The following is a 21094-nucleotide window of genomic DNA, read 5'->3' as shown; positions in this document are numbered from 1 at the left end:
CGGGGTCAATTCCCGGTGGCGGGGATTTGCTCCATCATTATTCTGTTGGAGAAATCCCATGTCCCAGAATCCCAATCCCTTTCTACGCGGCTACTGGAATCTGAAAATCGTCCGCACGCTGTCCATCAGCTACGAGGACGGAAGCCCGCATGTTTGGCGAAACATCCACCCGAGCCAGCAGCACCTCTGCGACGCGGCGCTGGTTTCTTCTCCTTGCATCATCACCAGCGACTTCGCGGTGGTCAGGACTGGCACCGAACCTGTCGGCGCCGCACTGATCGCCGAATGCGACGCGGCTGAAGGGGGCAGCGGCGAAGGCATGGTGGGTGCCGTGGTGTACGCGATCCACGGCGACGACTTCGACGGCCGCCCCGTCCACATTGGCGACACCTATTCGGCCGAGGCCGCACGGGAAGTCGTGCAGCGGTTGAGCTTCGAGACCGGCTACTACAGCCGGTGCTGGGAAATCAGCAGCGCGCACATCAGCCGCGAAACCGGCCAGTACCTGGCCAACCTGGCTGACCTCGCGACGCCGGAGGCCTTTTTGTTCATCGCGTTCCGGATTCCCTACAGCCCGGCGATCGGCGTCAAGCTGATCTCCACGCCCTGGACGGACCAGCACCTGCAGGACGTCGAGGGGATCGCCGCCGAGCAGCTTCGGCAGGAGCACCGCAGCAAGGGCATGCCGGACGAGCTGGCACAGATCCTTGAACTGGCCGGCCAGGCCGACGTGCGCATCCTCATCCTCGATGCCGACGCACCCGTGTTGCCGGGCCTATCGCTGGCCGGCGAATAGCTGCCACACACATCCCCGGCCTTCCTTGTCCTCACCGCATGCCGGCCCGGTCTCCCGCCAGAGAGCCGGGCCGGCGCACTTTCACAGGAGCGATCCCATGTTCCCCGACCTCATCACACCCGCATCCGACTTCGAGCACCAACTCGGAGCCTGCGTCAACGCCATGAGCCAGGAAGATGCCATCGGCCAGATCCTGGTATTCGAGCGCATGAGCGGCACGCTGCACATGCGCCATATCGCCAGCGCCGACCTGGTGGACACCGACGTGGACGACTACGAAATGGTCGTCTTCGACGGTGGCAACACAAGCGGCGACACGTGGAAACACGTGTTCTTTCCGCGTCAGCGCGAGCACTACTTCGTGTACCAAGCCTGATTCCTCCAGCCCCTTTCGAGGGGCTTTTTCTTGCCCGCAGCACAGGAAAACGGTTGTGGTGCGGTGCCGTTTCCTGCGGGCAGGCAGACCGCCCCAGGGCCATGCTTGCCCCATGTTCGTCGGCGTTGCCGGCACATGCCCAGGCAGTCGAGACCTTCGAGGCTGCAAGCGCGGGAAACCGTGCTGGTCGTTTCTTCCTACGGACCTACCGCGTCCATCCACGCCACCCACAAGGGACCTCTCCCTTGCGGGCGGGGAATCCCTTGTTTTTCCTCAAGGAGTTTCCCCATGGATCGTTCCCTCATCAAATCCATGATGCCTTCGCTGGTCGCAGGCCATGTGCCCCGCAACGTGCGGTCGTTCAAGTACCGCGTGTTCGATGATCAGCCGCTGTCCTCAACGCTGGGCTTCGCCATCGACCCCCAACCCTTCGACGGCAAGGTGGTCGCCGCGACCGACGATGCCATCGTCGTCAAGCTCAAGCCTTCCGAGTTCGCGGTGCTCGATCCCAGCCTGGTGACCACGGTTCCTGCCGAAGGCGCCAAGGTGCATGTCCAACCCTATGCCCGTCGTCGCTTCGACGGACTGCGCGCGGACACGCCGGAGGTCATCACCGAGGAGACTTCGGACGGCACGCCGTACACCATCACGAGGCACATCCTCGGCTCGGCGCCGGCCAAGCTGCCCATTCCCACGCCGCAGTGCATGGAGTTGGGCCAGCTCATCGAGCAGTTGGAGGAGATGCCGGCCCCCGATCGCTTCCGGCGCATCACCCACATGCTGGTGGATGCCGGTGCCCGCGACTTCACCTGGGTCGATCCCACGCCCTCCAAGATCATCGAGACCCCGCCGGCGATCAGCTTCACGGTCTCGACCGCGAAGTTCGAGGGCCGGGTGACGATCCTCTACGACCGCGGCGGAGACACCTACGTGGTGGAACTGCACCGTCAGAACGGTGAATCGGTCGAACTGGTCGATCGGCACGACGAGGTGTATTTCGACATGCTCGGCGAAGTGCTGGAGAGGCTCATCGACGACGGGCGCTGGCGCCAGATCGACGTGAGCATCCTCGACGCGAAAGCGGCCCGCAAGCGCCAGGCCGTCCCGGCATGACGCCCCGCAGCGAAACCGGGCGGTCCTGCGGCTGACCCGAGGCATCCGCCACGGCGTTCCAGCCGTTCCGGCCGCGTGCACTACAGGCCCTTCATCCCATCGGATGGAGGCCTTTCTCATTCTTCCACACAGGAGATTTCATCCATGTCACTGCGATTCAAAGGCGCTGACCTGCGCCCCGTGCTGACCGAAGCCATCGCCAATCAGGGGTCGTCTCAGAAAACGGAAAAAAATCGTACGCTAAGAGCCGAAGTGGGCCCTTTAGCAGCAATGCAAAGCTGCGATCAACGGGCAGGAAACATTGCCATGGTGCGCGTTGCACTCTCTCACTAGCGTCGACAGGGCCTCTTCCATCCGCGTGAGGTCCGCCATGCGTGCGCGCACATCGGCCAGCCGGTGAGCAGCCAGTTCGGCCGCCTCGCTGCAATGGGTGCCGTCCTCCAGTTTCAGGAGCTGGCCGACTTCATCCAGGCTGAATCCCAGGCGCTGGGCTGACTTCACGAACTTCACCCGCGCCACGTCCGCCTGCCCGTAGCGGCGGATGCGACCGTAGGGCCGCTCCGGCTGGGGTAGCAAGCCCTTGAGCTGATAGAAGCGGATCGTCTCCACGTTGACCCGGGCTGCCTTGGCGAAGGCCCCGATGGTCAGATTCTCTTGAGCGTTCTCCATGGCGCTTGACTCCGTAGTTGACTACGGAAGTAACGTTACAGCATCAAGCGAAGTCCCGGAAGGAGAACCTTATGTCGGAACCCAAGAACGGCTGCGGCGCACTGGCGACCGGCGGCGTCGCGGCCGTCCTCGCCTCGGCCTGCTGCCTCGGCCCCCTTGTCCTGGTCGCGCTCGGCTTCTCTGGCGCGTGGATCGGCAACCTGACCGTGCTGGAGCCGTATCGGCCGATCTTCATCGGCGCAGCGCTCATCGCGCTGTTCTTCGCCTGGCGCAGCATCTTCCGACCAGCCCATGCCTGCAAGCCCGGCGACGTTTGCGCCGTGCCCCAAGTGCGGACTGCCTACAAGGTGATCTTCTGGATCGTGGCCGCCCTGGTTCTGGTTGCCCTCGCGTTTCCCTACGTCCTGCCGCTGTTCTACTGAAAGGAGATCACCATGAAGAAACTCACCACCCTCACCACCCTCATCGCCCTGGCCGCCGCTCTAAGCGCGCCCGCCTGGGCTGCCACCAAGACCGTCACCCTGTCGGTGCCCGGCATGACCTGCGCCGCGTGCCCGATCACGGTCAAGACGGCTCTGTCCAAGGTCGCCGGCGTCGAGAAGGCCGAAGTCAGCTTCGAGAAGCGGGAGGCCGTCGTCACCTTCGACGAGGCCAAGACCAATGCCGACGCCTTGACCAAGGCCACCGCAAACGCGGGTTACCCGTCCAGCGTCAAGCAGTGAGGGCGTAATCATGGCCGAGGCGATCACCCTCCACATCGAAGGCATGACCTGCACGTCGTGCGCCGAGCACGTCCAGCAGGCTTTGACGAACGTGCCCGGCGTGCGCGCGGCCTCGGTGTCCTATCCGCAGCGGCAGGCCGAAATCGAGGCGGATGCAGGCGTGAGCGTGGCCCCGCTGGTTGCCGCAGTGGCCACGCTCGGCTATCGCGCACGGCTTACCGACACGCCGAACAAGCCTGCCGGCCTGCTAGACAAGGCGCTGGGCTGGCTCGGTGGCGAAACGAAGCATGTTGGCGGTGAACAAGCGCTGCACGTGGCTGTGATAGGCAGCGGCGGCGCGGCGATGGCGGCTGCCTTGAAGGCCGTGGAGCAAGGCGCCCGCGTCACGCTGATCGAGCGCGGCACCATCGGCGGCACCTGCGTCAATGTCGGCTGCGTGCCGTCCAAGATCATGATCCGCGCCGCGCACATCGTCCACCTGCGCCGCGAAAGCCCGTTCGATGCTGGCCTGCCGGCCGCAGCGCCCGCTGTACTGCGCGAGCGGCTGCTGGCCCAGCAACAAGGCCGCGTCGAGGAGCTGCGCCATGCCAAGTACGAAGGCATCCTGGCAAGCACTCCGGCCATCACCGTGCTGCGCGGCGAGGCCCGGTTCAGGGACACGCGCACGCTGACCGTGGCGACCGCTGACGGCGGCACGCACGAGGTGAACTTCGACCGCTGCCTGATTGCCACCGGCGCGAGCCCGGCGCTTCCGCCAATCCCGGGCCTTGCGGACACACCCCACTGGACCTCCACCGAGGCGCTGGAAAGCAGCTCGCTCCCCGAGCGGCTGGCCGTGATTGGTTCCTCCGTGGTGGCGGTCGAGTTGGCGCAAGCCTTCGCCCGGCTGGGCAGCCAGGTCACGATCCTGGCGCGCAGCACGCTGTTCTTCCGAGAAGACCCGGCCATCGGGGAAGCCGTAACAGACGCCTTCCGCGCCGAGGGCATCGAGGTGCTGGACCACACCCAGGCGAGCCACGTTGCCTATGCGGGCGGGGAATTCGTGCTCACCACCGGGCAGGGGGAAGTGCGCGCCGACAAGCTGCTGGTCGCCACCGGTCGCGCGCCGAACACGCGCAGCCTGAACCTTGAAGCGGCAGGCGTCGAAGTCAATGCGCAGGGAGCCATCGTCATCGACCGCGCCATGCGCACGAGCGCACCGCACATCTTTGCTGCCGGCGACTGCACCGACCAGCCGCAGTTCGTCTATGTGGCGGCGGCGGCCGGCACGCGCGCCGCGATCAACATGACCGGCGGCGACGCGGCGCTGGACCTGACGGCGATGCCGGCGGTGGTGTTCACCGATCCGCAGGTGGCGACCGTGGGCTACAGCGAGGCGGAAGCGCACCACGACGGCATCGAGACCGACAGCCGGCTGCTGACGCTCGACAACGTGCCGAGGGCGCTCGCCAACTTCGACACGCGCGGCTTCATCAAGCTGGTGGCGGAAGCTGGCTCAGGGCGGCTGATCGGCGTACAGGCGGTCGCGCCGGAAGCGGGCGAACTGATCCAGACGGCCGCGCTGGCGATCCGCCACCGGATGACCGTGCAGGAGCTGGCCGACCAGTTGTTCCCCTACCTGACCATGGTCGAGGGACTGAAGCTCGCGGCGCAGACCTTCAACAAGGACGTGAAGCAACTGTCCTGTTGCGCCGGATGAGGAAAAGGGAGGTGTTCGATGAACGCCTACAGCCGCGCCAACCGCCGCATCTACGCGGCCTTGTCCGATCCCCTGTCGGCCACCCACCGGCACCGCCTCGACGATCTGCTCAAGCGCCACGACAACGGCAAGACGACCTGGCTGGCCTGGCTGCGCCAGTCGCCCGTCAAGCCGAACTCGCGCCACATACTCGAACACATCGAGCGCCTCAAAGCCTGGCAGGCGCTCGACCTGCCTTCCGGCATCGAGCGGTCGGTGCACCAGAACCGCCTGCTCAAGATCGCCCGCGAAGGCGGCCAGATGACGCCCGCCGATCTGGCCAAGTTCGAGGCACAGCGCCGCTACGCGACCCTGGTGCGCTCGCCATCGAGGGCATGGCCACCGTCACCGACGAAATCATCGACCTGCACGACCGCATCCTGGGCAAGCTGTTCAACGCTGCCAAGCACAAGCATCAGCAGCAGTTCCAGGCGTCCGGCAAGGCGATCAACGCCAAGGTGCGGCTGGCCACCTCGATCAAGCAGGGCACGGTGACGGCCTCGCTGATGCTCAGGAAACTCGGCAGCTACCCGCGCCAGAACGGCCTGGCCGTGGCGCTGCGCGAGCTGGGCCGCATCGAGCGAACGCTGTTCATCCTGGACTGGCTGCAAAGCGTCGAGCTGCGCCGCCGCGTGCATGCCGGACTGAACAAGGGCGAAGCCCGCAACGCGCTAGCCCGCGCCGTGTTCTTCAACCGGCTGGGCGAAATCCGCGACCGCAGTTTCGAGCAGCAGCGCTACCGGGCCAGCGGCCTCAACCTGGTGACGGCGGCCATAGTGTTGTGGAACACGGTCTATCTGGAACGGGCCTCAAACGCCTTACGCGGTCACGGCCAGACTGTCGATGACGCCCTGTTGCAGTACCTGTCGCCGCTGGGCTGGGAGCACATCAACCTGACCGGCGATTACCTCTGGCGCAGCAGCGCCAAGATCGGCGCGGGCAAGTTCAGGCCGCTACGACCGCTGCAACCGGCTTAGCGTACGATTTTTTCCGTTTTCTGAGACGTCCCCAATCAGTGCCGCATTGTCCTGGTCAAGGATCAGGGCGTGTACTTCCTCGCCGAGCGTGGGGAGCGTCGCCCGGATGGGCGCCAGGCACTGCTCGCCTACGCCGTCGGATGCAACCCGGACACCGACCCGTTCGATGACTGGTGGCACCTCGCCGGCCGCGAGCTGGGCGGCGATGACTTCGCGGAGTATTTCGACCCGAAGGACGGCCTGTTCACGCGCCTCCAGCACTCGGCGGACGATCTCGTGCTTTCCGCCACCGCCACGCACCTGTCCTTAGCAGTGGTGCCTCCCGCCTGACGCGGCAACCGCCTCGCAGCCCCCGCATCGGGGGCCTTCTTTTGTTCGCACCGCCGCCATCGCCGCGCGTGCGCGTTTGTCTCCAGCCGCCGAGGCACGCCCCGCCGGCCACAACGCCGGCATGCCACCGGAGACAACCGCATGAACACGCCATCGACCTCGCCGAGGCTGCACCTCCTACCGGTGTCGCTGCGCACGGCCAATGCATTCGTTCTGTCGCACCATCGCCACCACCGCCCGGTCCAGGGCGCGAAGTTCGCCCTGGCCGTCACGCTGAGCGACAGCGACCTGATCCACGGCGTGGCCATTGTCGGCCGCCCGGTCGCGCGGCACCTGGACGCTGGAAGTCACGCGGCTGTGCACCGACGGCACACCCAGCGCCTGCAGCAAGCTCTACGGCGCGGCCTGGCAGGCGGCAAGGGCGCTGGGCTACATACGCCTGCTCACCTACACCATGCCCGACGAAGGTGGCGCCAGCCTGCGCGCCGCCGGCTGGCGGCTGATCGGCGCGCGCGGTGGCGGCGCCTGGAGCCGTCCCGGCCGTCCGCGCGCCGATACCCCCGAGCACCTGCGCGGCGCCAAGTGCCTGTGACAGGCGCCGGGTGGCGCGGACAAAGGGAAGCGCCCGGGTGCCGATTGATTGCTGCCGCGCGCGCGAGGCCCCGCCATGCTGGCCCCATGCCTGCTGACGTCGTCAGCGACATGCCAGGCAACCATCGGTCTTCGAGGTTGCGGCGCAGTTCCCACTGCGTGACCGAGCCAGCTCGCACCGCATCCTTCCGCGAGCGGCCACCAGCCTCTGGTGGCGGATGCTTTCGCCTTATCAACCCACCGCGGGGTCACGCACCTTCCCCGCATGCGTGGGCCGGTGTGTCTCCGCTTCATCCCAATGGAGATTCACCATGAACACCACGTCCAACGAGAAATCGTATTTCGACCTCCACACCTCGGGCATCGGCTACATCCAGCGTGTCCGTGAAGTGCCCGTCCGGGGCGGCCGCCGTGCGCAGCCTTTCCTGGCATGCACCATCGCCGCGCTGGTCGGCCCCGCCCGGGACCCCAGCTACCGCTACTTCGACGTCAAGGTCTCGGGTGCCGAGGCCAAGAAGCTCGTTCAGCGCTACATCGGCGTTGACGATCCCAAGCAGCGCCCGCTGGTGCGCTTTCGCCTCGGTGACCTGTGGGGCGATGTGTACATCCGCGACAAGGGTGAGCAGAAGGGTCAGGCCGCCGCGTCCCTCAAGGCGCGACTGCTCAAGGCCGAACTGATCGACCGGGCCGAACTGGCTTCGATCGAGCAGCACGAGTTGATCACCCGCGGCATCGGCTATCTCAATCGTGTGAAGGACGTCACCCCAAAAGCTGGCGACTCGTTCCTCTCTTGCACCGTCGCGGCACTGGCCGGGCCTGTCGATGAACCGGAGTATCGGTACTTCGACACCATCGTCGCCACCCCGGAAGCCGAGCACCTGGTTCGCCGGTGCGTTCAGGCCGTCGAGGGTGACCGCAAGGTGCTGATCGCCTTCCGTCTGAACGACATGAAGATCGATCCGTACATCCGCACCAAGGGTGAGCACGCCGGGGAACCGGCCGCCAGCCTGGAATCGACGCTGGTCCACATCGGTCTCATCAAGATCGACGGCACCCAGGTCTATCCGACGAGCCAGGCGCAAGCCGAGGCGCCGCCGGCCGAAGACGCATCCGCGTCCGAAGCCGACGATGCCATCGACACGGCCACCGAGCCCGCCGAGCGCGAGCCCGAGGCGCAAGTCCAGGAGCAGGAGCCGGCATTGGCTGCTTCGTTCTGATCCGGCACGGCCTCTCACGGGGCCTTGTCGCTTTTCCTCCCCACGTACGCCGCGTCCCCAGGACGCGTGCTTGCGCATTTCATCCCCCGAGTTCCGCGTGGTCTCACGGCCACGCGGTTGTCGAATTTCTCAAAGGAGATCAGCCATGTCTCTGGTATCCCGCTTTGCTCCGCAATCCCCGATCCTGCGCTCTGATCGCCCACTCTCGGACGACCGCATTCGTGCCGTCGTTCCGTCGATCTTCGCCGACGCTCCACATGGGAGCCGGTCCGATCGGTATGCCTACATACCGACCTCGACCGTGCTGACCAAGCTGCGCCAGGAGGGCTTCGAGCCCTTCATGGTGTGTCAGACGCGCGTGCGCAACGAAGACCGGCGCGAGTACACGAAGCACCTCATCCGACTTCGCCATGCAAGCCAGATCAACGGCGACGAGGCGAACGAGATCATCCTGCTCAACAGCCATGACGGCACGAGCAGCTATCAGATGCTCGCCGGCATGTTCCGGTTCGTCTGCCACAACGGCCTGGTTTGCGGTGACACCACCGCAGACATCCGCGTTCCCCACAAGGGCGACGTGGCCAGCCAGGTGATCGAAGGTGCCTACGGAGTCCTCGAAGGTTTCGAGCGCGTGCAGAACGCGCGCGATGCGATGCGCACCATCACCCTCGATGAGGGCGAAGCGGAGGTCTTTGCGAACTCTGCGCTCGCACTCAAGTACGACGATCCGGCCAAGTCCACGCCTGTCACCGAGAGCCAACTGCTGGCCCCTCGGCGATGGGACGACCGCAAGAACGACCTGTGGGCCGTCTTCAACCGCGTCCAGGAGAACCTAGTCAAAGGGGGCCTGAACGGACGCACGGCCAACGGCCGCAATCAGCGCACCCGTCCGGTGCAAGGCATCGACCAGAACCTGCGCCTGAACCGGGCGTTGTGGCTGCTGGCCGAAGGCATGCGCCAGCTCAAGGCGTGATGCCACGCGGACCTCGCCCACCTCGGGCGAGGCCATTTCCTCTCATCCACCGGGTGCCGTCGGCGGCCCGTCATTCATCATCAGGAGAACCATCATGGCAACCCCATCGGCTTCCGAGAAATCTGTTGCGCCCATCGTCGTCCCCGGCCAGCTCACGCTGCGTACCATCCGCGGCAAGAACGGCCCGTTCACGGTTGGCCGCCTCGCGACGCACCTCGGTACTTTCGAGGTCAAAGACCCGGAGCTGGAGCAGTACCCCGAAGGCAAGTACGACGGGGAATTCATCATCAGGTACATCTTCCCGAAGTCCTATCCGGTCGGCGGCGGCATGCGGTTCGAGATCCGTGCCAGCCTCGACGGCATGACGCTCAACGGCATCGACAAACTCAGCCGCGACGAAGCCCGCAGCTTCGCCACCCAGGACGTCGATCCGCTCGATGAAGAGCAAGGGGCGCAGCCTGCGGCAACGCCGGCCAAGCCCACCAAAGCGTCCAGGCCCGCCAAGCCCGCACCCGTGCAGGCGTCCGCGGACCCGCTGGTCGATACCACGCCCTTCGGCGTGGATGCGCCACCGCCTGCTACGGCCGCTGCCCCCGGCAGCACCGAAGACGGTGACGCCGCGCTCTTCGGCCTGCTGTGGCCGCTGGGCGAGTCCGTGAAACTGGATTCGACCATCGACCGCCGCACCCTGCGCGCGCAGATCGCCCGCCTGGGCGAGCTGGGCTACGCGCTGGACTTCAAGACGCAGGAGTGGAGCCGCCAGGCCGAACCAAAACCTGCGTGATCGCAGACGCCGCATGCGCGGTGTTCTTCATCCACCCGCCGGGGTTCCTTTCCCATGCGGGGGAGGCCCTGGCCATTTTCTGGAGGTCTCCATCATGTCCACCATCGCTTGCGATACCCCGCGTTCAACGCTGGATGAACCCGCGTGGCGGGACCTTTGCAAAGCGGCCGCCGCACACGCCCAGCGCGGTTGCGGCTTGTCCTACGACCACTACGTGACGCTCTTCAGTTCGGCGATCGACGCACAGGCCAATCGTTTGCCGGATGAGCAACGTGCTCAGGCTCTCGAAATCGCGGCCCAGGAATGGGACTACGCAACACCTGCCGAACGGCAGGAAACCCAGGACTGGAATGCGGAGCATGGCTATTGCTCGCACGGGATCGAGTTCGGCTACTGCCCGGCCGGTTGTGATCGAGACGATGACGACTGGGATTGAGGGCGACGCATAGGTTCCTTCGCCGCAGATGCGGCATTCCATCACCCGCTGGGGGTTCTTCCCCACGGGGAGGCCTTCAGCTCAACTTTTCGAGGAGGCCTCTCATGGGCTGGTATTTCTCAAACCAATCGCGGTCCGAACTGATCGCGGAACTGATCGCACCGCAAGAGACCGAGCGCGCCAGCGTCAAGGTCATCGCTCACACCCTGCGCGGCAACGTGCTGTGGTCCGTCGCCGAAGTGACCGCCAAGGTCGAAGGCGTGCATCGTGATCTCGCACCGGGCCAGTCCCTGCGCTACATCCGCTGCGATCTGCTTGAACGAAGCGGCGGCCAGTGGGGCTACAAGTCCTTGGACGAGTCCATGCACCCGTACTACTACACGTGCCCGCTGTCCTATCTGGACCTCGCACCGGAGCAGTCCGCCGACTGGCGTGCAGGCGTTCGCGCCTACCACGCCCGGCGGCGCACACCCACGGCATCCGCGGCATCCGCCGCGGCGTCGATGGCCTGAGCCAGGAGGAACCGACATGGACCCGATCCTGGCAACGCTTCCGCCCTCGTTGCTGGCACTCGTTGAAGGGAGTTTGTCCAACGACGAAGTGTCCTCCGACGAGGAAATGCTGGCGTACTTCATCGACAACGGCCTCACCGAGGACCAGGCACGGCAGGCACTGACCTACCGCGACCAGTACCTCAACAACATCTACCTGGAAGGCTTCACGCCGATCACTTCGGCGGACGAGCCGCTTCACTTCAACCCGCACACCCGGCAGTTCGAGCCGGACTGAGCGGTTTTCTTCCACCCCCTGGGGCAGTACTTGCCCCAGCGGGCGGTGCTGTTCCCGTTCATCCGAGGACACCACCATGCCCGCAAACACTTCTTCCACGCTGTACCGCATCGACGAATGCCCGGACGTGATGGCCGACGCCTGCGTCGGCGATGACCAGGGCAACCTGATCTTCCTGTCCATCTGGGCGCGGGACACCGCCGTCCAGCAGTTCCTCGCTCGCCTGACCCTCGGGCGCGACGAGCAGGGACTGGACCAGTTCCACGTCATCACCGACCAGGGCGGCAGCGTCCCGGTATTCATCGGCAACGTCGATCGCCTGGAAAAGCGCATCACGCGCGCGTACCGGCGGACGCTGTTCGGCTCGCTGTCCAACGTGTGGCTGTTCGACCGGCGCTGCGTCAAGCCCGACAAGGCCAACGCCAGCGCATTGGCACTGCTGCCACGCGACAGCGCCCACAGGCTTGACCGCCTGTGGATGCTGGTGCGGGACACCTGCCCGTTGCCGCTGCTCGATCACTGGCGCGAGACCGTGCTGGAACTGCTGCAAACCCGCGAGATGCTGGCCCGCCTTCCGTTCGCCCTCGGGCCGCTGGAAGGCCATCGGCTCGCCATCGACGTGCCGGCGCTGACCCTGGCGCTCGGCTCCCTGATCCGCAGCGACGCGCTCACCGCCTATCCGTATCCGGCCAAGATTTGGACGCCGGAAGCGGTAGCGGCTTGACCCACCCTCGGAGGCACGCCTTGGCGTACTTCCGTGTTTCATCCCCGCCAACCAGGAGACTTCCATGGCCCTCATGTTCCCGCGGCTCGCCCGCAATTTCGTCAAGAACGGATATTTCCCGACCGACGAACCCACGCTCGAAAGAGCGCTCAACGCACTGATGCCCAGCGACGGGCCGATGTGCATCCTCGATCCCTGCGCCGGCGAAGGCGTGGCGATCGCCGAAGCCGCCCATGCCCTCGGGCGCGAGCAGGCAAAGGCGTTCGCCGTCGAGTTCGACGCGGAGCGGGCGCGCCATGCCCGCGGCCTGGTCGATCACTGCCTGCACGCGGACCTGATGGACACGATGGTCTCCAAGCAGTCCTTCGGGCTGCTCTGGCTCAACCCGCCGTATGGGGACCTGTCCAAGGACGTCAACGGCAACATCGGCTATCAGGGCCAGGGCCGTGCCCGCCTTGAAAAGCTGTTCTACCAGCGCACGCTCTCGCTGCTGCAATACGGCGGCGTGCTGGTTTTCATCGTCCCCGGCTACGTGCTCGACGCGGAGTTGGTCGGCTGGCTGACGCGCCACTACACGGACCTGCGCATCTACCGAGCGGTGGAGACGCAGTTCAAGCAGGTGGTGATCTTCGGACGCCGGGTGCGCCAGCGCGAGCAGGTGCCCGATGGCGTCAAGGCCGTGCGCAATCTGCTGTTGCAGGTAGGGCAAGGCGAAGTCGAAGCCGAGGAACTGCCGAGCGAGTGGCCGTTCCTGCCGTACATCGTCCCCGCCAGCCCGGCCGAGCCAGAGCATTTCTTCCGCGTGACGATGGAGCCCGAGCAGTTCGCCGATGAGGTTGGCAGGCTGCAAGGCTTGTGGCCATCGCAGGACACGCACCTGGGGGCTGCGCAGCAATCGCTGCGTCCACCGGCGCGGGCCTTGTCCCGCTGGCATCTCGCCCTGGCTCTGGCCGCGGGTGCGATCTCGGGGGTTGTGCGCTCCAAGACCGGGCGCGTGCTCGTCGTCAAAGGTGACACCCACAAGGACAAGACGCTCCAGCGGGAGTTCACCGAACGCGAAGACGGCTCCATCGCCGAGACCCGCATCCTCACCGACAAGTTCGTTCCCGTCATCCGCGCGTGGGACATGACACCTGGCTCCGCGACACGGGGCGAGGTGTTGACCATTCGCTGATCCACCGGACGCGCTGCCGTCCTGCTGTACCAACTCGAAGGAGAAACACCATGATCCCCAATCCGTTCAAGCGGCCTGCGCCGCACAAGCAACCGTTGTTCGCACCGAGTACGTTGAAGTTGAGCGAGAAGGTGCATTGGCTGGCCCGGCGAGGCCTGATCGACCCCTTGGCCTATGTCCAGCGCCATGTGCGCGGGGACTGGGGCGAGATCGATGAGGCCACACGCCAAGCCAACGACGTGGCGATCCAACAGGACAACCTAATGATCTCGCAGTTCAGGATCACGCCGGACCTGGCGCTGATCGTCAAGACCAGCGAGGACCACCAGACCACGGTGGTCCAGCTTCCCGAAGAGCGGGACCTGATCTGAGGCCCCACATCGTCATCCTCATCCACCTGACGGAGCCACTTCACTCCGGCAGGGGTGTCGTGGCTCAATGACTCATCAAGGAGGAGCCCATGGCATCGCATCGCATCGAAACCTACTGCCAGCGGCTGGCGTTCCCCATCGGGGCGCTCATCTTCAGCAGAGGTGTAGACCGCCTGGTCCGCGCGGGTCGCCTGGACCCGATCCCGTACTTCAGGCGCCACACCCGTGGCGACTGGGGCGACGTCAACATCCAGCAATGGCAGACGAACAGCAGCGCGCTTCAATCGGGCGCGTCGCTGGAATCGCACTACGTGATCCATCCGGGGCTCGCCATTCGCATCGTCACCGATTCGCAGCGCTGCGCAACCGTCATCGTGCTTCCGTCCGAAGACTGAGCACGGTTCACCTGCGGGCCGCCCAGGCCAGCACCTTCAACCACCCTCAGCCACGCGTCGATTCTCTTCCCACCACGGGGCATGCCATTGCCCCGCTGGGGGTGGTGCATGCCCCATTTTTCTTTGGAGCATCACCATGTCCCTCGATCTCGAAACCACTGCCGCTGAATCCGCGCCCGTACAGGGCGAACTGCTCGACGCGGAATCTTCCCCTCTGACCCTGAGCCTTCAGGATTTTGTCGGCGAGTTCGGCGACGAACTACTCGACGCCCTCAACAGCGCTAATCCGCCGGTCTATACCGGCCAACCGCAGGCGCACCGGCAACTGGTGGTCGCCAGCCTCAAGCGCAAGCTGTTCCCAGCCCAGGCCGAAGTCGTCCACGCCGCCGCCGAGCTGCTGATCGACCGTGGCGAACGTGCTGCGATCGTCAATGGCGAGATGGGCTGCGGCAAGACGACCGTCGGCATTGCCACGGCCGCCGTGCTCAACGCCGAAGGCTATCGCCGCACTCTGGTGCTGTCGCCGCCCCACCTGGTTTACAAGTGGCGGCGCGAGATCCAGGAGACGGTGGCCGGTGCCAAGGTGTGGGTACTCAACGGGCCGGATACGCTCGTCAAGCTCATCAAGCTGCGCGAGCAGTTGGGCGTGCAGCCCACGGGCCAGGAGTTCTTCGTCCTGGGGCGCGTCAGGATGCGGATGGGCTTTCACTGGAAGCCTGTCTTCACCACGCGGCGCACCCGCCACGGCGACGTGGCGGCCTGCCCGGACTGCGGCACGGTCATCACCGACCTCGACGGCGAGCCGGTCAACCCGATCGCGCTCCAAGCCGAGGAGTGCCGCAGGAAGTGCGGCCACTGCGCCGCGCCCCTGTGGACACTGATCCGCCCGCGCAGTCTGTCCGGCAGCGACCAGTCCTCGGCCGTGCTCAAAGCCTTAAAGCGCATACCGACCATCGGAGAGGTCACCGCGCAGAAGCTGATGCAAAAGTTCGGTGACGGGTTCCTGGCGTCGATGCTCGGCGACAACATCCATGAGTTCATCAACCTCATGGATGGCAACGGCGAGCTGGTGTTTTCCGACCGTCAGGCCACGCGCATGGAACGTGCGATGGCCAACATGGAGTTCGGCTTTGGCGAGGGCGGCTATCAGCCGTCCGAGTTCATCAAACGCTACCTGCCGCAAGGCACGTTCGACCTGCTCATCGCCGATGAGGCACATGAGTACAAGAACGGGGGCAGTGCCCAGGGCCAGGCCATGGGCGTGCTGGCGGCGAAGGCTCGCAAGACCTTGCTGCTGACCGGCACGTTGATGGGCGGCTACGGGGACGACCTGTTCCACCTGCTGTTCCGAGCCCTTCCGGGGCGGATGATCGAAGACGGCTACCGCCCGACCACGAGCGGCAGCATGACCTCGGCTGCGATGGCGTTCATGCGCGATCACGGGGTGTTGAAGGACATCTACTCCGAGAGCACCGGCACGGCGCACAAGACGGCCAAGGGCACCAAGGTATCGGTGCGCACGGTCAAGGCCCCGGGGTTTGGCCCCAAGGGCGTGCTGCGCTGCATCCTGCCGTTCACGATCTTTCTCAAGCTCAAGGACATCGGTGGCAACGTCCTGCCGCCGTATGACGAGGAGTTCCGTGAAGTCGCGATGGACACGGCGCAAGCCGCGGCCTACCGCGATCTGGCGGGTCGGCTGACCGCGGAGCTGAAACAGGCTCTGGCGCGACGCGATACGACCTTGCTGGGTGTGGTCCTCAACGTGCTGCTGGCCTGGCCGGATTGCTGCTTCCGGTCGGAGACCGTGGTGCATCCGCGCACGCGCAACACCTTGGCGTTTGTCCCGGCTCAGTTCAACGAGTTCGAGATCAGCCCCAAGGAGCGTGAGCTGATCGACATCTGCAAAGCGGAGAAGGCGCAGGGCCGCAAGGTTCTGGCCTACACGGTCTATACCGGCACGCGGGACACCACGTCGCGCCTGAAGGTGCTGCTGGAGCAAGAAGGCTTCAAGGTGGCGGTGCTGCGCGCAAGCGTGGATGCCAGCCGCCGCGAAGACTGGATCGCTGAGCAACTGGATCGTGGCATCGACGTGCTCATCACCAATCCCGAGCTGGTCAAGACGGGATTGGACTTGCTGGAGTTTCCGACGATCGTGTTCATGCAGTCGGGCTACAACGTGTACTCGCTCCAGCAGGCGGCACGCCGCTCCTGGCGCATCGGGCAGAAGTTGCCGGTGCGCGTGATCTACCTCGGCTACGCCGGTTCTTCGCAGATGACCTGCCTGGAACTGATGGCCAAGAAGATCATGGTCTCGCAGTCCACCTCGGGCGACGTGCCCGAATCGGGGCTGGATGTCCTGAACCAGGATGGTGATTCCGTCGAGGTCGCACTGGCCCGGCAACTGGTCGCCGCCTGAACTTCACGCAATGCCGACGACCGAGAGGTCGTCGGCTCTTTTTTCAGCGCCTCGCAGCGTCAAATTGCACCTTGCCGTACACGCCTGGACAGTGATTCAGCGCTTTCCTTGCGCTCGCTGTAACGATCCACCAGATACGGCGCCACGTCGCGCGTGAGCAGCGTGAACTTCATCAGTTCTTCCATCACGTCCACCACGCGGTCGTAGTAGGCCGAGGGCTTCATGCGTCCGGCCTCGTCGAACTCCTGGTACGCCTTGGCGACCGAGGACTGGTTCGGGATGGTCAGCATCCGCATCCAGCGGCCCAGCACGCGCATCTGGTTGACGGCGTTGAACGACTGCGAGCCGCCCGATACCTGCATCACCGCCAGCGTCTTGCCCTGGGTCGGGCGCACCGCGCCGACCGACAGCGGAATCCAGTCGATTTGGGTCTTCATCAGGCCGGTCATCGCGCCGTGGCGCTCCGGCGAACTCCACACCATGCCCTCGGCCCATTGCACCAGTTCGTGCAGTTCCTTGACCTTCGGGTGATCGGCCGGCGCATCGTCCACCAGAGGCAGCCCGGACGGATTGAACAATCGGGTCTCGCCGCCCAGCGCCCGCAAGATGCGTGCGGCTTCTTCGGCTGCGAGGCGGCTGAACGAGCGTTCGCGCAGCGAACCATAGAGCAGCAGGAAGCGCGGCGCGTGCGTGGCCCGTGCCGGCGCGAACAGATGTTCGGTGTCCGGTTGCTGGAACAGCGCCGTGTCGATGTTCGGCAGGTCGAGACGAGATTCAGACACGGCGGCCGTCCTGATCGACCACCGGCTCGCCGTCTTCCTTGTTGAACGCGCCGCGCTGCGGCTGCGGCAGCAGGTCGAGCACGGCTTCCGAAGGCCGGCACAGGCGCGTGCCTAGCGGCGTGACCACGATAGGCCGGTTGATGAGGATGGGATGCTGGAGCATGAAGCCGATCAGGTCGTCGTCGCTCCACTTCGGGTTGCCCAGGTCGAGGTCGGCATAGGGCGTGCCTTTCTCGCGCAGCACGTCTCGCACCGGCACGCCCATCGCCGCGATCAGCGCCTGGAGCGTGTCGCGGTCGGGCGGCGTTTTCAGGTACTCGATGATGGTCGGTTCCTCGCCGCTGTTGCGGATCAGGCCCAGCACGTTGCGCGAGGTGCCGCAGGCTGGGTTGTGGTAGATCGTGATGGTGCTCATGGATGCCTCTTGGAGGTTACGAAGTGGTCGCGCGGCGTTCGTACCAGCCGCGTGAGCGATTGACCACGCGCACCACCAGCAGCATGACCGGCACCTCGATGAGCACGCCGACCACTGTTGCGAGTGCTGCGCCGGAATGGAAGCCGAACAGGCTGATGGCGGCGGCCACGGCCAGCTCGAAGAAGTTGCTGGCACCAATCAACGCGGATGGCCCAGCGACGCAGTGCTTTTCGCCCACCTGGCGGTTGAGCCAGTACGCCAGACCGGAATTGAAGAACACCTGGATCAGGATCGGCACCGCCAGCATGGCGATCACCAGCGGCTGCCGGATGATGGCCTCGCCCTGGAAGGCGAACAGCAGCACCAGCGTCAGCAACAGCGCGGCGATGGACAATGGGCCGATGCGTTCCAGTGCCCTGTCGAACACGGCCTGCCCCTTGCGCAGCAGCGCCCGGCGCCAGAGCTGGGCCAGGATGACCGGAATGACGATGTACAAACCCACCGACACCAGCAAGGTGTCCCACGGCACCGTGATCGACGACAGGCCCAGCAGCAGGCCGACGATGGGTGCGAAGGCGAACACCATGATGGTGTCGTTCAAGGCCACTTGCGACAGCGTAAATACCGGATCACCGCCAGTCAGCCGACTCCAAACGAAAACCATTGCGGTACACGGTGCAGCAGCCAGCAGGATCAGGCCGGCGATATAGCTGTCGAGCTGATCGGCGGGCAGCCAGTCGGCAAAGACGTGGCGGATGAAGATCCACGCCAGCAACGCCATTGAGAACGGCTTGACGGCCCAATTGATGAACAGCGTGACCCCCATGCCCCGCCAATGCTGGCGCACCTGGCCAAGCGCGGCGAAGTCCACCTTCAGCAGCATGGGGATGATCATTACCCAGATCAGCAGGCCGACCGGCAGGTTGACCTTGGCAATCTCCATGCGGCCGATGGCCTGGAATGCGGCGGGCGCGAACTGGCCCAGAGCGATCCCCGCGATGATGCACACCGCCACCCATAGCGTCAGGTAACGCTCAAAGCCGCTCATGGCGGAGTTTGCTGGCGCGGGGCCGGCAGTATCGGTTGCGCTCATCGGGCGGGCCTCACTGGCGGCCGATGTCGCGCAGTTCACGCTGCAACGACATGGCATCGAGACTCTTGATCGGAAGCGACAGGAACAACTCGATACGTCGGCGCAGCGTCATGGCGGTATCGAAGAACGCCTTGCTTTGTCGTTCCAGGGTGCCTTCCACGGCTGCCGGGTCAGGCACGCCCCAATGCGCCGACACCGGCTTGCCCGGCCACAGCGGACACGCCTCGCCGGCTGCGTTGTCGCAGACGGTGAAGATGAAATCGAACACCGGCGCATCGGGCTTCACGAACTCGTCCCAGCTCTTGCTGCGGTAGCCCGTTGTCGGAAGGTGCAGCCGCTCCAGCGTGGCGAGTGCCAGCGGGTGAACTTCGCCTTTCGGATGGCTACCTGCCGACCAGGCGTGAAACCGCCCTTGGCCCATGTCGTTGAGGATGCCTTCGGCGAGGATGGAGCGGGCCGAATTGCCCGTACAGATGAACAAGGCGTTGTAAGTGGTATCGGTCATGGTCAGCAGCAGGTCTTGGATGGAGAAACCTCGCATACGCCACCTTGGCAGCAATGCTCGGTCAGGTAACCGATCAGACCGTCCATGCGGCCGTACTCGGCGCGATAAATCAGGTTGCGGCCCTGCTGCTCGATGCTGACGAGGCCAGCATGGGCCAGTTCCTTCAAGTGGAAGGACAAGGTGTTGCGGGCCACGTCGAGCTGGTCAGCTAGCGTGCTCGGCGTCAGTCCGCCCGGGCCAGCAACGACCAAGGCGCGGAACACGCGCAGGCGCTGGGTGTGAGCCAGGGCGTTTAAGGCGGAAATGGCTTGATCCTCTTTCATGATTCGATAATACAACATTTATAGAATTAATGTGCAAACCACAGTTGGATTTGCGGGTTGCGCTATGTGTTGGACTGCAAAAGCGGGCACCCCCCAGTTCGCATTTCTGACTGACCGCGCAGCCGCGCGCAGCCAAGGTATCGGCATCGCAACAGAAGAGCCGATGCCATGCCTGCAATCCATGTATCCCGGTGTCTGGTCGGTACCAGCCTCCTGGCCGCAGCCTTGGCCAGCGGCTGCGCGACCACGCCACCGCCGCTGGCCGCCAGCACCGTCGAGGACGTCCCACCCGCGCCCGAGGCTGCACCGCCCGAGTTCATTCCCGTCGTGCGCTATGGCCGCTACACCCTGGTGGAGCTGGCGCCGATGGCGGCGCAGCGCGATCTGCTGGTGCAGACCATCGACGTGTCCATGCCCGAGGAGGTCCGCGCCACGGTCGGCGACGGGCTGCGGCATGTGCTCAAACGCAGCGGCTACCAGCTTTGCGAGACCCCGCATGCGGTGATCGAGCTGTACGCGCTGCCGCTGCCGGCGGCGCACTTGCATCTCGGCCCCATGACCTTGCGCGATGCACTGCTCACCCTGGCCGGTCCGGCTTGGGAACTGCACGCCGATGACCGGACGCGGCAGGTCTGCTTCGAGCGGCCTGGTCGCGACACCGGTGCCGAGCCGGTGTCCGAGCCGCCTGCTGCCGAGGCCGTGCAGACGTTCCCCTTTGCGGGAGGCCAGCCATGAACGCGGCACAGCCGCTCCGGCGCCCGACCGCCGCCGTGGTGTTGCAAAGCCTGCTCTGGCTTTGGCTGCTGGGTCTCAGTGTCTTCGCGATCCTGGGCCACCAGACGATGACCGATCAGGCCGACCAGCAGCAGCTCGATGTCCGGTTGCAGCGCCTCGAAGCCCAGGTGACCGGGCTGGCCGAGACCACGCGGGCCTTGCAGCAGCAGCCCGCAGCCGCCACCGCCGCAGGCCTGCAAGACGCTCGGCAGGCAATGGAGGCGCGCATCGTTCAAGCCGAACAGGCGCTGGGTGGCTATGCCACCGCCGAGGACGTTCAGGCGCTGCGTACCGAAGTCGAGCAGATCAAGGTGCGCCAAGCGACTGCGCGTGCAGCGGCGCCTACCCAGCGGCGCACCCCGAGCCAACCGGCCACCGCCAAGTCCGAACCGCCGCCGCTGCCATTTCGTGTCGTCGGCGCTGAGCTGCGCGCGGGTCAGCGCAGCGTGTCCGTCGCCCCGAGTGCCGGAGATTTCACGCCCGATCAGCTCCAGGTGCTGCTGCCGGGTGATGCGCTGGGTCCGTGGCGCCTGCAGGCGATCGAGGGCAATGCCGCGGTGTTCCAGGCCGGCGACCAGACCCGTCGCGTGGCGATTCCTTGACCGGAGCCC

Annotated in this window: 25 protein-coding genes and 3 pseudogenes; 22 read left to right on the top strand and 6 right to left on the bottom strand. The window is 65.4% G+C overall.

Annotated elements, in window-relative coordinates; all coding sequences use genetic code 11:
- The first annotated feature begins 58 nt into the window (after positions 1-58).
- The 3 genes from CDO44_RS05445 to CDO44_RS05435 all read left to right on the top strand — a co-directional run bounded on the left by CDO44_RS05445 (position 59) and on the right by CDO44_RS05435 (position 2285).
- Entirely contained in the window at positions 59-796 is a 738-nt protein-coding gene (locus CDO44_RS05445) for a hypothetical protein (RefSeq protein ID WP_003116829.1), read from the top strand.
- Positions 797-893: 97 nt separating this feature from the next.
- Positions 894-1172 (top strand): hypothetical protein, encoded by a 279-nt coding sequence (locus CDO44_RS05440; protein WP_003116828.1) that lies wholly within the window; start codon positions 894-896, stop codon positions 1170-1172.
- Between the two features lie 288 nt (positions 1173-1460).
- Positions 1461-2285 (top strand): hypothetical protein, encoded by an 825-nt coding sequence (locus CDO44_RS05435; RefSeq protein WP_003098941.1) that lies wholly within the window; start codon positions 1461-1463, stop codon positions 2283-2285.
- A gap of 261 nt (positions 2286-2546) precedes the next feature.
- Here the strand turns inward: CDO44_RS05435 and merR are convergent, their stop codons facing one another.
- On the bottom strand, positions 2547-2954 hold the full coding sequence (merR, locus tag CDO44_RS05425; protein ID WP_003098939.1) for an Hg(II)-responsive transcriptional regulator: 408 nt from the start codon (positions 2952-2954) through the stop codon (positions 2547-2549).
- A gap of 71 nt (positions 2955-3025) precedes the next feature.
- Here merR and merT point away from each other — a divergent pair, with 71 nt between their 5' ends.
- From merT to CDO44_RS05340, 17 genes and pseudogenes are all read left to right on the top strand, one after another.
- Positions 3026-3376: a mercuric ion transporter MerT gene (merT, locus tag CDO44_RS05420; protein WP_003116827.1), complete on the top strand. Its 351-nt coding sequence runs from the start codon at positions 3026-3028 to the stop codon at positions 3374-3376.
- A 12-nt stretch (positions 3377-3388) separates the two neighbouring features.
- Positions 3389-3676: a mercury resistance system periplasmic binding protein MerP gene (gene merP, locus CDO44_RS05415; protein WP_003116826.1), complete on the top strand. Its 288-nt coding sequence runs from the start codon at positions 3389-3391 to the stop codon at positions 3674-3676.
- A gap of 10 nt (positions 3677-3686) precedes the next feature.
- On the top strand, positions 3687-5375 hold the full coding sequence (merA, locus tag CDO44_RS05410; RefSeq protein ID WP_003098932.1) for a mercury(II) reductase: 1689 nt from the start codon (positions 3687-3689) through the stop codon (positions 5373-5375).
- Positions 5376-5384: 9 nt separating this feature from the next.
- A pseudogene (locus CDO44_RS05405) lies at positions 5385-6391 on the top strand (Tn3 family transposase); the annotation flags it as partial.
- 27 nt (positions 6392-6418) lie between these two features.
- Positions 6419-6721 (top strand): annotated as a pseudogene (locus CDO44_RS05400) (DUF3085 domain-containing protein); the annotation flags it as partial.
- Positions 6722-6862: 141 nt separating this feature from the next.
- A pseudogene (locus CDO44_RS28000) lies at positions 6863-7226 on the top strand (XF1762 family protein); the annotation flags it as partial.
- Positions 7227-7623: 397 nt separating this feature from the next.
- A complete protein-coding gene (locus tag CDO44_RS05390) occupies positions 7624-8529 on the top strand; it encodes a DUF3577 domain-containing protein (protein ID WP_003116825.1) in 906 nt (301 codons plus the stop codon).
- Between the two features lie 145 nt (positions 8530-8674).
- Positions 8675-9502 (top strand): DUF932 domain-containing protein, encoded by an 828-nt coding sequence (locus CDO44_RS05385; RefSeq protein ID WP_013391792.1) that lies wholly within the window; start codon positions 8675-8677, stop codon positions 9500-9502.
- A 94-nt stretch (positions 9503-9596) separates the two neighbouring features.
- The gene (locus CDO44_RS05380; RefSeq protein WP_003116823.1) at positions 9597-10286 is read left to right on the top strand and encodes a DUF3275 family protein; all 690 of its coding nucleotides are present in this window, start codon (positions 9597-9599) and stop codon (positions 10284-10286) included.
- A 94-nt stretch (positions 10287-10380) separates the two neighbouring features.
- Positions 10381-10722 (top strand): hypothetical protein, encoded by a 342-nt coding sequence (locus CDO44_RS05375; protein WP_003116822.1) that lies wholly within the window; start codon positions 10381-10383, stop codon positions 10720-10722.
- A gap of 104 nt (positions 10723-10826) precedes the next feature.
- On the top strand, positions 10827-11234 hold the full coding sequence (locus CDO44_RS05370; RefSeq protein WP_003116821.1) for a hypothetical protein: 408 nt from the start codon (positions 10827-10829) through the stop codon (positions 11232-11234).
- A 16-nt stretch (positions 11235-11250) separates the two neighbouring features.
- Complete coding sequence (locus tag CDO44_RS05365; RefSeq protein WP_003090124.1) at positions 11251-11511, top strand: hypothetical protein; 261 nt, start codon at positions 11251-11253, stop codon at positions 11509-11511.
- Between the two features lie 76 nt (positions 11512-11587).
- Entirely contained in the window at positions 11588-12235 is a 648-nt protein-coding gene (locus CDO44_RS05360; protein WP_003116820.1) for a hypothetical protein, read from the top strand.
- A 40-nt stretch (positions 12236-12275) separates the two neighbouring features.
- A complete protein-coding gene (locus CDO44_RS05355) occupies positions 12276-13409 on the top strand; it encodes a DUF6094 domain-containing protein (RefSeq protein ID WP_223224654.1) in 1134 nt (377 codons plus the stop codon).
- Between the two features lie 50 nt (positions 13410-13459).
- The gene (locus CDO44_RS05350; protein ID WP_003116818.1) at positions 13460-13780 is read left to right on the top strand and encodes a hypothetical protein; all 321 of its coding nucleotides are present in this window, start codon (positions 13460-13462) and stop codon (positions 13778-13780) included.
- 89 nt (positions 13781-13869) lie between these two features.
- On the top strand, positions 13870-14175 hold the full coding sequence (locus CDO44_RS05345; RefSeq protein WP_003116817.1) for a hypothetical protein: 306 nt from the start codon (positions 13870-13872) through the stop codon (positions 14173-14175).
- Between the two features lie 136 nt (positions 14176-14311).
- Entirely contained in the window at positions 14312-16591 is a 2280-nt protein-coding gene (locus tag CDO44_RS05340) for a helicase-related protein (RefSeq protein WP_013391793.1), read from the top strand.
- Between the two features lie 59 nt (positions 16592-16650).
- Here CDO44_RS05340 and arsH read toward each other — a convergent pair whose 3' ends face one another.
- Genes arsH through CDO44_RS05315 form a run of 5 tightly spaced genes read right to left on the bottom strand, consistent with a single transcriptional unit; the run spans position 16651 to position 19727 of the window.
- Positions 16651-17373, bottom strand: a complete 723-nt coding sequence (gene arsH, locus CDO44_RS05335) for an arsenical resistance protein ArsH (protein WP_013391794.1) — start codon at positions 17371-17373, stop codon at positions 16651-16653.
- A complete protein-coding gene (arsC, locus tag CDO44_RS05330; protein ID WP_013391795.1) occupies positions 17366-17788 on the bottom strand; it encodes an arsenate reductase (glutaredoxin) in 423 nt (140 codons plus the stop codon). The genes arsH and arsC overlap by 8 nt, the downstream gene beginning before the upstream one ends.
- A gap of 16 nt (positions 17789-17804) precedes the next feature.
- Positions 17805-18881 carry an ACR3 family arsenite efflux transporter gene (gene arsB, locus CDO44_RS05325; protein ID WP_013391796.1) on the bottom strand — a complete coding sequence of 359 codons (1077 nt, stop codon included), beginning with the start codon at positions 18879-18881 and terminating at the stop codon, positions 17805-17807.
- A gap of 10 nt (positions 18882-18891) precedes the next feature.
- Positions 18892-19386: an arsenate reductase ArsC gene (locus CDO44_RS05320; RefSeq protein ID WP_013391797.1), complete on the bottom strand. Its 495-nt coding sequence runs from the start codon at positions 19384-19386 to the stop codon at positions 18892-18894.
- A 2-nt stretch (positions 19387-19388) separates the two neighbouring features.
- Positions 19389-19727 (bottom strand): helix-turn-helix transcriptional regulator, encoded by a 339-nt coding sequence (locus CDO44_RS05315; protein WP_013391798.1) that lies wholly within the window; start codon positions 19725-19727, stop codon positions 19389-19391.
- Positions 19728-19877: 150 nt separating this feature from the next.
- On the opposite strand from CDO44_RS05315, the gene CDO44_RS05310 reads away from it, so the two are divergent.
- Both CDO44_RS05310 and CDO44_RS05305 read left to right on the top strand, forming a co-directional pair.
- The gene (locus tag CDO44_RS05310; protein WP_013391799.1) at positions 19878-20444 is read left to right on the top strand and encodes a PilL N-terminal domain-containing protein; all 567 of its coding nucleotides are present in this window, start codon (positions 19878-19880) and stop codon (positions 20442-20444) included.
- Positions 20441-21085, top strand: a complete 645-nt coding sequence (locus CDO44_RS05305) for a hypothetical protein (protein ID WP_013391800.1) — start codon at positions 20441-20443, stop codon at positions 21083-21085. Before CDO44_RS05310 ends, CDO44_RS05305 begins: the two co-directional genes overlap by 4 nt.
- The last annotated feature ends 9 nt before the right edge of the window (positions 21086-21094 follow it).

Source organism: Pigmentiphaga sp. NML080357 (assembly GCF_002188465.1).
Classification (GTDB): Bacteria; Pseudomonadota; Gammaproteobacteria; order Burkholderiales; family Burkholderiaceae_B; genus Pigmentiphaga.
The sequence above is the reverse complement of the archived record's forward strand: the minus strand, read 5'-3'. Positions and strand labels throughout refer to the sequence as shown.